Genomic DNA, 14,224 nt, shown 5'->3' with positions numbered 1-14,224 from the left:
CCAGGTTGCTCAGCCGGCCCGCTGGCCAAAACCTTCGAGCACGTTCACGGTGTTGATGCCGACTTCCGCGACCGCGTAGCCACCTTCGAACACGAACACCGTGGGCAGCCCCGCGCCCGCCAGGTCTTCTCCCATGCGCAGGTAGTCCTCGCTTTTCAGCTTGAATCCGGAGATCGGATCCCCCTCGAAGGTGTCGACGCCGAGCGACACCACCAGGGCACCGGCCTTCACTTTCGCGATGCCGTCGAGCGCCGACTTGAGAGCCGCTCGCCAAGCGGAAAAGCCGGTGCCGCGCGCGAGCGGCAGGTTGTGGTTGAAGCCCTCTCCTTGGCCCGCGCCGCGCTCGTCGGCATGGCCCAGGTAATACGGGTAGTCGGTGAGCGGGTCTCCGTGCAAGCTTGCAAAGTGAACATCGCTTCGTTCGTAGAAGATGGCCTGCGTGCCGTTGCCGTGGTGGTAGTCCACGTCGAGCACGGCAACGCGTTCCACGCCGGCATCGCGCAGCGCCTGTGCAGCGACAGCGGCGTTGTTGACGAAGCAGTAGCCACCAAAGAAATCGGCACCCGCATGATGGCCGGGCGGCCGCGTGAGTGCAAAGGCGGCGCGACGCCCATCAATGACGCGCTGCGCCGCGGTCCATGCACAGGCGGCGCCGTGCCGCGCAGCGGCCCAGCTGCCGGCCGTGAGCGGCGTGCCCGCATCGAACGAGAACAGGCCCAGGCGGGCCGGGAAGCTCTGGGGCAGCACATCGGTGCGCATGCCGCGCGTGGGCCAGTACGAAGGCAGCGCATCGCGCGAGGCGTTGGCTGCGTCTAGCGCCACCCACTCGTCCCAGGCATGCGCAATGAAGTCCAGGTAGCGCGGCGCATGCACCTTGGCCAGCAGGGCTTCGTCGAAATGGTCTGGCATCTGCAGCGGGCCCAGGCGCCGGCGCTCCAGTTCATGCTTCACGTGGTCGACGCGGTCGGGCACCTCGAAGCACGGCACCAACTCGCCGCGGAACATCTCGACTTTGCCTTGGTGAAGCGCGTGCTGGTCGTTGTAGATGGTGAGCATGCCTGGATCATGCCGCACGCCGCAGCACCGCGCGGCGCCGGCCCGATGCAGTCAGGCCGAACAGATCCTTCGGGTCGTCCAGCTCGGGCACCAGCGCAATCTGCTGGCCCACACCCCGTTCGATGGCCAGCTGGTGGATGTAGCGCAACGCGGTGTAGTCCTCGAGCGCGAAGCCGACCGAATCGAACACCGTGACCTGGTCGGCGGTTTCGCGGCCCGGCACGTCGCCGACAAGCACCTTCCAGAGTTCGTGCACCGGAAAGCCGGCCGGCAGCTGCTGGATCTCGCCCTCCACGCGGGTCTGGGCCTCGTATTCGACGAACACGCGCGCCAGGCGCAGCACATCGGGGTGCAGCTCGGTCTTGCCGGGCGAATCGCCGCCCACGGCATTGATGTGCATGCCGGGGTCGATCATGTCGGGCGTGAGAACGGTGGCCTGCCCCTGGAAAGCCGTGATGGTGGTGACGATGTCCGCGCCGCGCACGGCCTCGGCCACGGAGCGGGCGCGCACCACATCGAGCGGCGTGCAGACGGACAAGTGGCGCACCAGCTTGTCGGTCGCCCGCGCGTCGATGTCGAACACGCGCACTTCCTCGATGCCCAGCAATGCATGGAAAGCCAGCGCCTGGAACTCGCTTTGCGAGCCGTTGCCGATGAGCGCCATGCTGCGCGAGCCAGGCCGCGCCAAGGCCTGCGCCGCCATGGCCGAAGTAGCGGCGGTGCGCAGCGCGGTGGTGAGCGTGAGCTCGGAGAGCAGCACCGGGTAGCCGGTGTCGACCTCGGCCAGAACGCCGAAGGCCATGACGGTGGGCAAGCCGACCTGCGTGTTGTGCGGATGGCCGTTGACGTACTTGAAGGCGTAGGCGCCGTCGTCCGCCACCGGCATCAGCTCGATCACGCCAAGGTGCGAATGGCTCGCCACGCGCGCTTTTTTATCGAACTCACGCCAGCGCAGAAAGTCGTCGCGCAGCGCGTCGGCCAACGCCGTGAGAAATTGCGGAACGCCGGTTTCGTCCACCAGGCGAACCAGGCTGTGAACATCGATGAAGCGGGTCATGACATGGCTCCTTGCGTAGCCCCGGCACGGCGCTTCATCCTGTCACCCGACTCGATCCCCCATGGCTGATTCAGGATGCGCCTGCGCCAAGGATTGAAGCCATTGTGCGCCCGCTTGCGGCGCTTTGCGAGCCCCTGCGGAACCGGCGTTTGCCGGTCCGCAGTGCTGCACTACCTCGTCAGCACCGGCGCCAGCGCTACGCCCGTATGGGTGCCCAGCCGAACCACCTCTTCGGGCGGCGCCGCGGCCACGATGCGCCCACCGGCATTGCCGCCTTCCGGCCCCAGGTCGATGATCCAGTCGGCCTCGGCAATCAGGTCGAGATCGTGCTCGATCACCACCACGCTGTGGCCGCCGTTCACCAGCCGGTGCAGCACGCGGATCAGCTTCTCGACGTCGGCCATGTGCAGGCCCACGGTCGGCTCGTCGAGCACGTAGAGCGTGTGCGGCGCCTTCTGGCCGCGGCGCGTGATGTCGTCGCGCACCTTGCTCAGTTCGGTCACCAGCTTGATGCGCTGCGCCTCGCCGCCCGAGAGCGTGGGCGAAGGCTGCCCCAGCGTGAGATAGCCCAGGCCGACGTCTTTCAGCAGTTGCAGCGGATGGCTGATGTTGGGCATGGCGGCAAAGAACTCCACCGCCTCGTCCACTTCCATCTGCAGCACGTCGCCAATGCTCTTGCCGCGCCAGCTCACCGCCAGCGTCTCGGGATTGAAGCGCGCGCCGTGGCACACCTCGCAAGGCACCTTCACGTCGGGCAAAAAGCTCATCTCGATGGTGCGCACGCCCGCGCCTTCGCAGCCGGGGCAGCGGCCTTCGCCGGTGTTGAAGCTGAAGCGCGCCGGGCCATAGCCGCGCGCCTTGGCTTCGAGCGTGTCGGCAAACAGCTTGCGGATGGTGTCCCAGAAGCCGATGTAGGTGGCCGGGCAGCTGCGCGGCGTCTTGCCGATGGGGGTCTGGTCGACCTCGAGCACGCGGTCGATGGTTTCGTAGCCTTCCACGCGATCGCAGCCGGACCATGCCGGGCGCTTGCCCGCGGCATCGGCGTCACGGCCCGCCTTGGTCATGCGCTGAATCACGACCGCCTGCACGCTGGCCAGCAGCACGTCGCGCGCCAGGGTCGACTTGCCCGAGCCGCTCACGCCGGTGACCACCACCAGGCGGTGGAGCGGCAGCGTGGCGGTCACGTCCTGCAGGTTGTGCAGGTCGGCGCCGTGCACCGTGAGCCAGTTGCCGCTGTCCTCCGCCTTGGGGTCAGGCGAGGGAATGAGCCGGCGCGCCTGCAGCGGATGCTTGATGGCATCGCGCAGGTAGCGGCCGGTTTGCGAATCGCCTGCCGCCTGGATGTCGGCCACCGAGCCTTCCGCCACGAGGCGGCCGCCGCGCTTGCCTGCGCTGGGACCGATGTCGATGATGTGGTCGGCGCGGCGAATGGTGTCTTCGTCATGCTCCACCACCACCAGCGTGTTGCCCTTGTCGCCGAGCTTGTGCAGCGCGTCGAGCAATATCTGGTTGTCGCGCGCATGCAGGCCGATGGTCGGCTCGTCGAGCACGTAGCACACGCCCTGCAGATTGCTGCCAAGCTGCGCCGCAAGCCGAATGCGCTGTGCCTCGCCGCCGCTCAGCGTGGGCGCGCCGCGGTCGAGCGTGAGATAGCCCAGGCCCACCTCTTCGAGAAACTCGAGCCGGCTCTTGATCTCGGGCACCAGGTCGCGCGCAATCTCCGCTTCGCGGCCGGTCAATGCGAGCCCTTCGAACCACTGGCGCACCTCGGTCACGCTCATGCGCGCGAGTTCGGTAATGCCGATGCCGCCCATGCCGTCCGCCAGCGATGCGCCGAAGCTCACCGCACGTGCCGTCGCGTTGAGCCGCGTGCCTTCGCACGTGGGGCACGCCACATCGGCCAGGTCTTCCACCTCGGGCTCGGCAAAGGTCTGTTCGCGGCCCTTGTTGTCGTCGTCCCGAATCGAGTCGTCGAAGACCTTGCGCTGGTCCTTGCTGAGCTTGACGCCCGTGCCCACGCAGTCAGGGCACCAGCCGTGCTTGCTGTTGTAGCTGAACAGCCGCGGATCGAGCTCGGCGTAGCTGGTGCTGCAGACCGGGCACGCACGCAGCGTGGAAAACACGTTCACGCGGCCGATGCCCGAGGCAGACACACCGGCCATCATCGCGGCCTTGAGGCCGTCGAGTTCGCTCAGCACATGCACCACGCCCTTGCCATGCTCCAGCGCCTTGGTCAGCGCCTCGCGCAGTTCGGTCTCTTTCGATGGCAGCACGTCGAGGCTGGCTACCGGCAGTTCGATGCTGTGTTCCTTGAAGCGGTCGATGCGCGGGAAGCCGGTGGTCGGCAAGAAGTCGCCATCCACGCGCAGGTGCGTAAAGCCGCGCGGCCGTGCCCAGTCGGCCAGCTCGGTGTACACGCCCTTGCGGTTGCTCACCAGCGGCGCCAGCAGGCCGATGTGCTGGCCCTTGAAGTTGCGCATCAGCTGTGCCGCAATGCTGTCGGGCGTCTGCGGCTGCACGGCCGCGCCGTCGTGCGTGCAATGCTGGATGCCCAGCTTGACGTACAGCAGGCGCAAGAAGTGCCACACCTCGGTGGTGGTACCCACCGTGCTCTTGCGGCCGCCGCGCGACAGGCGCTGCTCGATGGCCACCGTGGGCGGAATGCCGTACACCGCATCCACTTCGGGCCGGCCCGCGGGCTGCACGATGCTGCGTGCATAGGCGTTGAGCGATTCGAGATACCGCCGCTGCCCTTCGTTGAACAGGATGTCGAAGGCCAGCGTCGACTTGCCCGAACCGCTGACACCCGTCACCACGCTGAATTTGCCGCGCGGAATATTGACGCTGAGGTTTTTCAGGTTGTGTTCGCGTGCGTTGACGATCTCGATCGCCTTGCCGCCGGGCGCCGTCTTGGCATTGGCAATGTAGCGCCGCGCGGCGCGCTCGGCCACCTTGTAGGCCTCGGGACCGATGGCCAGCTCGTAGTCGGCCAGCGCCGCGCCGGTGAGCGAGGCGCGGTTCTCGCGCAACTGCTCCGGCGTGCCCTCCGCCACCACCTGGCCGCCGCCCTCGCCGCCTTCGGGGCCGAGATCGATGCACCAGTCGCTCGCGCGGATCACGTCGAGGTTGTGCTCGATCACGATCAGCGAATGCCCCGCGTCGAGCAGCTTGCGCAGCGCGCGCATCAGGCGTGCAATGTCGTCGAAGTGCAGGCCCGTGGTCGGCTCGTCGAAAAGAAACAGCGTGCCCTTGCGCGCGACCGACTGCTTGCTGGCCGTTCCGTTCTTTGCCGCTTCCGCCAAAAAGCCCGCGAGCTTGAGGCGCTGCGCCTCGCCGCCGCTCAGCGTGGGCACCGGCTGGCCGAGCTTCACGTAGTCGAGCCCCACGTCTGAAATGGGCTGCAGCACGCGCAGCACGTCGCGGTCGGCCTCGAACACGGCGGCCGCTTCGGCCACGGTGAGTTCGAGCACGTCGGCCACGTTGTAGCTCTTGCCCTTGCGCTCGACTTTCACTTCGAGGATTTCAGGGCGGTAGCGCTTGCCGTCGCAATCGGGGCAGCGCAGGTACACGTCCGACAGGAACTGCATTTCGACGTGCTCGAAGCCCGAGCCGCCGCAGGTCGGGCAGCGGCCGTCGCCCGAGTTGAAGCTGAACTTGCTCGCGGTGTAGCCGCGCTGGCGCGAGAGCGCCGCAGTGGCGAAGATCTCGCGAATCGCGTCCCATGCGCCCACGTAGCTCGCCGGGTTGGAACGCGCCGTCTTGCCGATGGGCGACTGGTCGACAAAGACCACGTCGCCCAGGTGATCGGCGCCCAGCAGGCGGTCGTGCGCGCCGGGCGTTTCCGTGGCCTTGCCAAAGTGCCGCATGAGCGCGGGCGCCAGCACGTCCTGGATCAGCGTCGACTTGCCCGAGCCGCTGACGCCGGTGACGCACACCAGGCGCGCGAGCGGAAACTCGACGGTCACGTTCTGCAGGTTGTGCTCGCGCGCACCTTCGAGGATGAGCCGGTGCGTGTTCTCGCTCACGAGCCGCTTGAAGCCCATGCCGATCTTCTTGCGGCCGCCCAGGTATTGGCCGGTGAGGGTGTCGGCATCGCGAAGCTGGTCGGTGCTGCCGTCGAACACGATCTGCCCGCCGCGCACGCCGGGGCCGGGGCCCATGTCGATCACGCGGTCGGCCGCAAGCATCACGGCCGGGTCGTGCTCGACCACCACCAGCGTGTTGCCTGCGTCGCGCAGGCGCAGCATGGCTTCGGTGATGCGGTTCATGTCGCGCGGATGCAAGCCGATGCTGGGCTCGTCGAGCACGAAGAGCGTGTTGACCAGCGAGGTGCCCAGCGCGGTGGTGAGATTGATGCGCTGCACCTCGCCGCCCGAAAGCGTGCGGCTCTGGCGGTCGAGCGTGAGGTAGCCGATGCCCACGTCGTGCAGGTAGCGCAGGCGCGTGGTGATTTCTTCATGGAGGAGCTTGAGGGCCTGGGCTTCGCCCTGTCTTGCACCTTCCCCCGCTGGGGGAAGGTGGGGATGAGGGCTCCCGGCCCCTACCACCGCCACAGCCTTTTCAGAGGCCGCGTGCCCCCACCCCAACCCTCCCCCAGCGGGGGAGGGAGCCAAACCCATGCGGTCGAAAAACTTGCGCAGCCGCTCGATCGGCAGCAGCATCAGGTCGTGCAGGCAAAGCCCGGGCAGCGCCTCGAGCTGCGCGCGCGTCCACTTGGCGCCGGTCGGCATGAAGCGCTTGGCGGGCTCGAGCACCGCATCGGCGTCTTCCTTGCTGCCGATGCGCCACAGCAGGCTGTCGAGCTTGAGGCGCGCGCCGCTGCACACGGGGCACGGCGTGTAGCTGCGGTACTTCGACAAGAGCACGCGGATGTGCATCTTGTAGGCCTTGCTTTCCAGGTAGCCAAAAAAACGGCGCACGCCGTACCATTGCTTGTTCCAGTTGCCCTCCTTGTAGTTGGGCGTGCCTTCGATCACCCAGTGCTTCTGCTCGTCGGTGAGCTTGTTCCAGGGCGTGTCGCGCGGAATGCCGGCCGCCTCGGCGTGCCGCATGAGGTCGTCCTGCGCTTCTTTCCACGCCGGCGTCTGGATGGTCTTGATCGCGCCGGCGCGCAACGTGAGCTTGTCGTTCGGAATCACCAGGCCCAAGTCGACGCCGATCACCCGGCCGAAGCCGCGGCAGGTGTCGCAGGCGCCGACGGCCGAGTTGAACGAGAACATCGACGGGATCGGGTCGGTGTAGCGGATGTCGCTTTCGGGGCAGTGCAGGCCGGTCGAAAACTTCCACACATCGGTGGGCGCGTTTTCTTCTGCGCCTGTTGCATGCACCGTAACGCGCCCGCTGCCTCGCTTGAGCGCCACTTCGATGGCTTCGACCACGCGCGACCGCTCGGCGCTCGAAATACGGAAGCGGTCGGCCACCACGTCGAGCATCTTGCGCGGCCCAGTGGGCGTGGCCACCTCGCGCTCCGCCTGCACGCGCGTGAAACCGCTGGCCGACAGCCACTGCGTGACTTCTTCCGCCGAAGTGCCCGCGGGCAGTTCGACCGGAAAGGTGACCACAAGGCGTGGATCACCCGCCGCGGCCGCGCGCTCGGCAATCTGCGCATAGATGCTGTCCGGCGAATCGTGGCGCACGGGCAACGCGGTTTCGCGGTCGAACAGCTGGGCCGCGCGCGCATAGAGCAGCTTCAGGTGGTCGTTGAGTTCGGTCATCGTGCCGACCGTGGAGCGCGAGGAGCGCACCGGGTTGGTCTGGTCGATGGCAATGGCGGGCGGCACGCCCTCCACTTTGTCGACCGCCGGCTTGTCCATGCGGTCCAGGAACTGGCGCGCATAGGCGGAGAAGGTTTCTACATAGCGCCGCTGGCCTTCGGCGTAGAGGGTGTCGAACACAAGGCTCGACTTGCCCGAGCCGCTCGGCCCGGTGACCACGGTCATCTCGCCTGTGCGGATGTCGAGGTCGAGGTTCTGGAGGTTGTGCTGGCGCGCGCCGCGAATCCGGATGGAGCCCTGTGTCATGAGTGCCTTGGGGGGTGGGGCAAACATTCTAGGGAGTGGCTGGTGACGAATTTGTGCACTCCGTCACATGGACTGTGTGCGTGCAGGGGTTTATACGGATTCAGCCTCAGACACTTTGAGTAACAAATAGCGGATTTTGTTTACGTTTACCTGACTTGGCCGCTTGAGGAAGATTACCCATGAAGACGCTGCACGCAATTTGCGCCGCCCTCCTGACGATGGTGGCCACGGCCGCTTCGGCCCAGATCCTGATCGGCCAGACCACGGGCGTGACCGGCTCGGTGGCCGCCAGCGTCAATGAAGCCCTGGGCGGCGCCCAGCTGGTGATCGATGCCGCCAATGCCCAGGGCGGCATTCACGGGGAGAAGATCGAGATCCTCCGCATGGACGATGCGTTCGACGTGAAGCGCGCCAGCGAAAACGCCCGCGTTCTGATCGAAGACAAGAAGGTGCTGGCGCTGTTCCTGAGCCGTGGCACCCCGCACTCGCAAGCCATCGTGCCCTGGCTCGACAAGCACGGCGTGCCGCTGATTGCGCCTTCCACCGGCGCCATGGCGTTGCACAAGCCGGTTCTCAAGCACGTGTTCAACGTGCGAGCCACCTACCAGCGCGAAGCCGAGAAGGCGGTCCAGCACCTGCTCACCACCGGCATTGCGCGCATCGCGGTGGTCTACGTGACCGACTCCTTCGGCCAGGACGCGCTCGAAGGCGCAATGACCGGTTTTGCCAAGGCGCAGGCCAAGCCCATCGTCACCGTGCCGGCCGACCGCGAGAAGCCCGACTACAAGTCCATCGTGCCCGCCATCAAGGACGCCAATGCGCAGGCGGTGCTGTGGATCGGCTCGGGCGTGGCGGTGGTCGACGGCATCAAGGCGCTGCGCGCCGCCGGGTCGTTCGCGCAGGTGGTCACCTTGTCCAACAACGCCTCGTCGGGCTTCATCAAGCAGCTGGGCGACGCGAGCAAAGGCGTGATCGTGACGCAAGTGTTTCCGAACGAGCGCTCCATCAGCTACCCGATGGTCAAGGAGGCGATGGCGCTTGCGCAGGCCAAGGGCCAGGCCGAGCTCTCGCCAGCGGCGCTGGAGGGCTTTGCCTCGGCCAAGGTGCTGGTGGAGGCACTGCGCCGCGCCGGGCCGAAGCCCACGCGTGCCAAGGTGCTTGCAGCACTCGAAACCCTGCGTGCCTATGACCTCGGCGGCTTGGAAGTGAGCTATTCGCCGCAGGACCATTCGGGCATCGACTTCGCCGACCTGGCGATCATCAGCGACGGCCGCTTCAAGCGGTAAACCGCGCCCGCGCGGTCCGCGTTGTTGCGTGGGCTCCCTGCCCATGCCATGGGCAACTATGGTTTGACAGGGTTTCCACGAGCGAGTGAACGCCACTCGCTGGAACACATTTGCGCATCTTCCGACGGAAGCATCCGCTTCGCGTAAAGGCTCGTTCGATGAAGATGTACAGTTTCCGCGCCGCCGCGCTCTTCTTGGCCGTGAGCTTGGCCGTGGCGGTCTCCGGCGCATCGGCGCAAATCGTCATCGGCCAGTCGGCCGACCTGTCGGGACCGGCGGCGGTGGGCGTGAAGGAAACGATCATGGGCTCGCAGCTGGTCATCGACCATGTCAACGCCCAAGGAGGCATTCACGGCGAGCAGATCGAGGTGATCCGGCTGGACGACGGCCTGGACCCCAAGCGTTCGGTCGAGAACACCCGCATCCTCATCGAGGACAAGAAGGTGCTGGCGCTGCTGCTCAACCGCGGCACGCCCAACACCATTGCCGTCATCCCCCTGCTCGACAAATACGGCGTGGCGCTGGTCGGCCCTTCGACCGGCGCCATGGCGTTGCACCAGCCGCTACAGAAGAATGTATTCAACGTGCGCTCGACCTACCAGCGCGAGGCCGAAAGAGCAGTGCTGCACCTGGCCACCACCGGCATCCAGCGCATTGCCGTGGTCCAGGCCGACGATTCCTTTGGCAGGGACGCGATGGAAGGCGCGAGCAAGGGCTTCGAGCGCGCGGGGCTGGCGCCGGCCTTGGTCGCGCTGGCCGATCGCAGCAAGCCCGACTTTGCGGCCATCGTGCCTCAGCTGGTCAAGGCCAAAGCCCAGGCGGTGCTGTGGATCGGCTCCGGCACCGCAGTGACCGACGGCGTGAAGGGGCTGCGCGCCGCGGGCTCGGCGGCGCAGATCATCACGCTGTCGAACAACGCGGCATCGGGCTTCATCAAGGAGCTCGGTTCGGCCAGCACCGGCGTGATCGTCACGCAGGTGCTGCCCTACGAGCGCGCGTTCGGCCATCCGCTGGTCAAGGAGGCAATGGCACTTGCACAGGCCAGGGGGCAGACCGAACTGTCGCCGGCGCTGCTCGAAGGCTTTGTTGCCACCAAGGTGCTGGTGGAGGCCCTGCGCCGCACCGGCCCCAAGCCGACCCGCGCCAGGCTGGTTGCCACGCTCAACCGCTTTCAATACGACGTGGGCGGCAGGCTCGAGGTGAACTATTCGCCGCAGGACCACACCGGCATCGACTATGTCGACCTGTCGATCGTCAGCGAAGGCCGATTCAGGCGGTAGCTGGTTACTTGGCGGGCGCAGCGGGCGCGGGCTCGTGCATCGCGTCACCGCCATGCTTCTCGCCGGACATGTCGACCTTGTCGCCGGCCTTCGAGATCACGTACAGGGCAATGGCGGCAAAAATGACAAAGCCGACAACGAGTTTCCACATGGGTCGTATCTCCTGATGGGTTCAATGGGTTCAAGAAAAAGGCCTCATGCCGACGGCATGAAGCCCCTTTGTTGAACGGAGGGCCGGCTCTCGCCGCCCTCCTGCCGAACCCTGCGGTCAGTCGTTCGCGTAGATGTCCACGTCCTTCGTCTCGCGAATGAACAGCGTACCCACCACCAGCGTGACGCCGGCGATGATGATCGGGTACCAGAGGCCGTTGTACATGTTGCCGGTCGAGGCCACGATGGCAAAGGCGGTGGTGGGCAGCAGGCCGCCGAACCAGCCGTTGCCGATGTGGTACGGCAGGCTCATCGAGGTGTAGCGGATGCGGGTGGGGAACAGTTCCACCAGCATTGCGGCGATGGGACCATAGACCATGGTTACCAGCAGCACCAGCCAGAACAGCAGCCCGATGGTCAGCAGCTTGTTGATCTTCGTGGGGTCCGCCTTGGCCGGATAACCGGCAACCTTCAGGTCTTCGGCCACGCCTTTCTTGAAGGCGGCGATCTCCTTGACGGAGGTTTCGTCGAACTTGAGGTTGACGACATTGCCGACCGGTGCCTCGACCGTCTTGTTGCCGATCTTCACGACAGCCTTCGAACCGGGTGCGCCGGCCACGTTCTCATAGCTCACCGAGTTCTGCACAAGGTAGCGCTTGGCGATGTCGCACGAGCTGCGGAAGTCGATTTCGCGCGCCACGGGGTTGCCCTGGAACGAGCAGGTGGCAGGGTCGGCCGTGACGGTGACGCCGGCGGTGGCTTGCGCCTTGGCCAGGTCGGGGTTGGCAGCTTCGGTCAGCATCTTGAAGACCGGGAAATACGTGACCACGGCCAGCAGGCAGCCGGCCATGATGATCGGCTTGCGGCCGATCTTGTCGGACAGCGTGCCGAAGACCACGAAGAACGGCGTTCCGAGCAGCAGCGCGGCGGCGATCATCAGGTTGGCAGTGGTCGCATCGACCTTGAGCTGAGCGGTCAGGAAGAACAGCGCATAGAACTGGCCCGAATACCAGACCACCGCCTGGCCTGCCGTAAGGCCGACCAGCGCCAGGATCACGATCTTGAGGTTCTTCCACTCGCCGAACGACTCGGACAGCGGGGCCTTCGAGGTCTTGCCCTCGGCCTTCATCTTCTGGAAGGCCGGCGACTCCGACAGCGAAAGGCGGATCCACACCGAGATGCCGAGCAGCAGGATCGACACCAGGAACGGAATGCGCCAGCCCCAGTCGTTGAACACCGCTTCGCCGAGCCATTCGCGCACACCCAGGATGACCAGCAGGCTCAGGAACAGGCCGAGCGTTGCCGTGGTCTGGATCCACGAGGTGTAGGCGCCGCGCTTGCCGTGCGGCGAGTGCTCGGCCACATAGGTGGCGGCACCGCCGTACTCACCGCCGAGCGCAAGGCCCTGCAGCATGCGCAGCGCAATCAGGATCACCGGCGCGGCAACGCCGATGGTTGCGTAGCTGGGCAGCAAGCCGACGATGAAGGTCGACAGGCCCATGATGAGAATGGTGACCAGGAAGGTGTACTTGCGCCCGATCATGTCGCCGAGCCGGCCGAACACGATGGCGCCGAACGGCCGCACCAGGAAGCCCGCCGCGAATGCCAGCAGCGCAAAGATGAAGGCCGCGCCCGCATCGAGGCCGCTGAAGAACTGCTTCGCGATGATCGCGGCCAGCGAACCGTAAAGGTAGAAGTCGTACCACTCGAACACCGTGCCAAGCGAGGAAGCGAAGATGACCTTCTTTTCCTCCGCGGACATGGGCCGGGGGGCCGGATGCGGCACCCCCCTCGAATCCAGTGTTGCTGCCATTTGCGTCGTCTCCTGTGTATGCGTTCGTTCAGTCCCGGCATTCGGGACCGTGGGGCATTCTTGGAGGCGCGACTGACCCGAGCCTTTCGCGAAACTGAACCGACGCTTACGAATTAAGGTGAAACCCGCAGCGCTCGTTTCAGGTTGTAAGAAATCGGGAAAGTCCTGATCAGTTTTTGCTGCTGCGCAGCATCGATGGACGCTGGTCTGCGCCGGCCCACTGGGGCCCGTCGAACCACACATCGCCGGCCAGGTAGGCACGCAGCATCGCAAGCCCGTCGAAACCCCAGAACAGCCGGCCGTCGACCGCATACGCGGGCGTACCGAACACGCCCGCCTGTACCGCTTCGTCGGTGTTGCGCTTGAGCAATGCCTTGCTCTCGTCGCTGTTCATTTCGCGCCTGGGCCGCAGCTGCGCCGCGAGCGCGGCCAGGCGCGTGGGGTCGCCAGCTTCTTCGCCGCCGCGCCACACGTTGCGAAAAACGGTTTCGGCCACCAGGCGGCTGATGCTTCCGTCGTCCGACGTGGAGACCGCGAGCCGCAGGTGCGGAAGCGGGTTGTACGGGTGCGAGGCCGGCATCTCGATGGGAATGCCGTTGGCGTGACCTAGCCACAGCACATGCCTGTAGGTCCAGCTGCGCTTGGCCGGAATCTCGGCGGGGCCGAGCTGGCCATGGTGCTTGAGCAACGCACCAAGCAGCAGCGGCTTGTACGCCACGCTGCAGCTCAGGCCTTCGAGCGCCTGGGGCAGGTGCTCGAACGCAAGGTACGCATAGGGCGAAATGAAGTCGAGGTAAAAGTCGATGTGCTTCATGCGTGGTTGTCTCCGGGTGCCTCGGCCAGCCGCCAGATGCCGGCACGCGCCCGCAACTCTATCGCGTGCCATACCCCGCGGCGGGCGGCGTCCTCCATCTTGCTCCAGGCCGCAATCTCCGGGATGGTGCGCAGGCACCCCTCGCAGAAGCCGCTCTGGCGGTCCATGCGGCAGACGGAGGTGCACGGCGAGGGCACGCCTTCGGGCAGCGCTTGCACCGCGGCCGCGCGTGCGGCCAGCGTCTCGGCTTCTGCGAAGTTCAAACCACGTCCGCCACCGGCGCACCGGTGAGGGTTTCGAGATCTTGCGGCTTGAGTTGGAACACCGCATGCGGGTGCCCTGCCGCAGCCCAGATGTCATCGAAGCGGAACAGCTCGCGATCGATCAGCACCACCGGCTTGGTTGCATGCCCTACCGGCGACACGCCGCCGATGGTGAAGCCGGTGCGCGCCTTCACGAACTCGGCGTCGGCGCGCCCGGTCTTGCCGATGAGCGCGTCGACCTTCTTCTCGTCCACGCGCTTGTCGCCCGAGGTAATGACCAGCACCGCAGCGTCGTCGCTCTTGCGGCGGAAGATGATGCTCTTGGCAATCTGCCCGACCGAGATGCCGAGTGCATCGGCCGCCTGCTGCGCGGTGCGGCAGGCGTCGTCGAGCATGCGCGGCGAATGGGGGTGGCCGGCGTCCTGGAGCACGCGTGAGACGCGTTGCACGCCTTCGGGGAGGGAATGGAGTTCAGAGCCGCACAT

The 14,224-nt window shown here is 66.2% G+C and carries 10 protein-coding genes; 2 read left to right on the top strand and 8 right to left on the bottom strand.

Going from position 1 to position 14,224, the window contains the following annotated elements:
* Positions 1 to 9 precede the first annotated feature (9 nt).
* The 3 genes from QHG62_RS24375 to uvrA all read right to left on the bottom strand — a co-directional run bounded on the left by QHG62_RS24375 (position 10) and on the right by uvrA (position 8,133).
* Complete coding sequence (locus tag QHG62_RS24375) at positions 10 to 1,056, bottom strand: histone deacetylase family protein (protein WP_281148189.1); 1,047 nt, start codon at positions 1,054 to 1,056, stop codon at positions 10 to 12.
* A gap of 7 nt (positions 1,057 to 1,063) precedes the next feature.
* Entirely contained in the window at positions 1,064 to 2,113 is a 1,050-nt protein-coding gene (locus QHG62_RS24370) for an ornithine cyclodeaminase (protein ID WP_281148188.1), read from the bottom strand.
* 170 nt (positions 2,114 to 2,283) lie between these two features.
* The gene (uvrA, locus tag QHG62_RS24365; RefSeq protein ID WP_281148187.1) at positions 2,284 to 8,133 is read right to left on the bottom strand and encodes an excinuclease ABC subunit UvrA; all 5,850 of its coding nucleotides are present in this window, start codon (positions 8,131 to 8,133) and stop codon (positions 2,284 to 2,286) included.
* A gap of 179 nt (positions 8,134 to 8,312) precedes the next feature.
* Here uvrA and QHG62_RS24360 point away from each other — a divergent pair, with 179 nt between their 5' ends.
* Both QHG62_RS24360 and QHG62_RS24355 read left to right on the top strand, forming a co-directional pair.
* Positions 8,313 to 9,419: an ABC transporter substrate-binding protein gene (locus tag QHG62_RS24360; RefSeq protein ID WP_281148186.1), complete on the top strand. Its 1,107-nt coding sequence runs from the start codon at positions 8,313 to 8,315 to the stop codon at positions 9,417 to 9,419.
* Between the two features lie 158 nt (positions 9,420 to 9,577).
* Positions 9,578 to 10,699: an ABC transporter substrate-binding protein gene (locus QHG62_RS24355; protein WP_281148185.1), complete on the top strand. Its 1,122-nt coding sequence runs from the start codon at positions 9,578 to 9,580 to the stop codon at positions 10,697 to 10,699.
* A gap of 4 nt (positions 10,700 to 10,703) precedes the next feature.
* On the opposite strand, the gene QHG62_RS24350 is transcribed toward QHG62_RS24355, so the two are convergent.
* The 5 genes from QHG62_RS24350 to QHG62_RS24330 form a co-directional block, all read right to left on the bottom strand.
* Positions 10,704 to 10,850 carry a hypothetical protein gene (locus QHG62_RS24350; protein ID WP_281148184.1) on the bottom strand — a complete coding sequence of 49 codons (147 nt, stop codon included), beginning with the start codon at positions 10,848 to 10,850 and terminating at the stop codon, positions 10,704 to 10,706.
* Between the two features lie 117 nt (positions 10,851 to 10,967).
* On the bottom strand, positions 10,968 to 12,662 hold the full coding sequence (locus QHG62_RS24345; protein WP_281148183.1) for an MFS transporter: 1,695 nt from the start codon (positions 12,660 to 12,662) through the stop codon (positions 10,968 to 10,970).
* Between the two features lie 169 nt (positions 12,663 to 12,831).
* Complete coding sequence (locus QHG62_RS24340; protein ID WP_281148182.1) at positions 12,832 to 13,476, bottom strand: 2-hydroxychromene-2-carboxylate isomerase; 645 nt, start codon at positions 13,474 to 13,476, stop codon at positions 12,832 to 12,834.
* The gene (locus QHG62_RS24335; protein WP_432445559.1) at positions 13,473 to 13,739 is read right to left on the bottom strand and encodes a DUF1289 domain-containing protein; all 267 of its coding nucleotides are present in this window, start codon (positions 13,737 to 13,739) and stop codon (positions 13,473 to 13,475) included. The genes QHG62_RS24340 and QHG62_RS24335 overlap by 4 nt, the downstream gene beginning before the upstream one ends.
* On the bottom strand, positions 13,736 to 14,224 hold the full coding sequence (locus tag QHG62_RS24330; RefSeq protein WP_281148181.1) for a YbaK/EbsC family protein: 489 nt from the start codon (positions 14,222 to 14,224) through the stop codon (positions 13,736 to 13,738). The genes QHG62_RS24335 and QHG62_RS24330 overlap by 4 nt, the downstream gene beginning before the upstream one ends.

Origin of the sequence: Variovorax paradoxus (genome assembly GCF_029919115.1) — a bacterium.
GTDB classification, from domain to species: Bacteria; Pseudomonadota; Gammaproteobacteria; order Burkholderiales; family Burkholderiaceae_C; genus Variovorax; species Variovorax paradoxus_O.
Note: the sequence above shows the minus strand (reverse complement) of the source record. Positions and strands in the feature narration are given on the sequence as shown.

What these genes read in the sequence shown, in the direction of transcription:
- QHG62_RS24375 (WP_281148189.1), bottom strand. Translation starts at nt 1,056, where the DNA reads ATGCTCACCATCTACAACGACCAGCACGCGCTTCACCAAGGCAAAGTC.
- QHG62_RS24370 (WP_281148188.1), bottom strand. Translation starts at nt 2,113, where the DNA reads ATGACCCGCTTCATCGATGTTCACAGCCTGGTTCGCCTGGTGGACGAA.
- uvrA (WP_281148187.1), bottom strand. Translation starts at nt 8,133, where the DNA reads ATGACACAGGGCTCCATCCGGATTCGCGGCGCGCGCCAGCACAACCTC.
- QHG62_RS24360 (WP_281148186.1), top strand. Translation starts at nt 8,313, where the DNA reads ATGAAGACGCTGCACGCAATTTGCGCCGCCCTCCTGACGATGGTGGCC.
- QHG62_RS24355 (WP_281148185.1), top strand. Translation starts at nt 9,578, where the DNA reads ATGAAGATGTACAGTTTCCGCGCCGCCGCGCTCTTCTTGGCCGTGAGC.
- QHG62_RS24350 (WP_281148184.1), bottom strand. Translation starts at nt 10,850, where the DNA reads ATGTGGAAACTCGTTGTCGGCTTTGTCATTTTTGCCGCCATTGCCCTG.
- QHG62_RS24345 (WP_281148183.1), bottom strand. Translation starts at nt 12,662, where the DNA reads ATGGCAGCAACACTGGATTCGAGGGGGGTGCCGCATCCGGCCCCCCGG.
- QHG62_RS24340 (WP_281148182.1), bottom strand. Translation starts at nt 13,476, where the DNA reads ATGAAGCACATCGACTTTTACCTCGACTTCATTTCGCCCTATGCGTAC.
- QHG62_RS24330 (WP_281148181.1), bottom strand. Translation starts at nt 14,224, where the DNA reads ATGTGCGGCTCTGAACTCCATTCCCTCCCCGAAGGCGTGCAACGCGTC.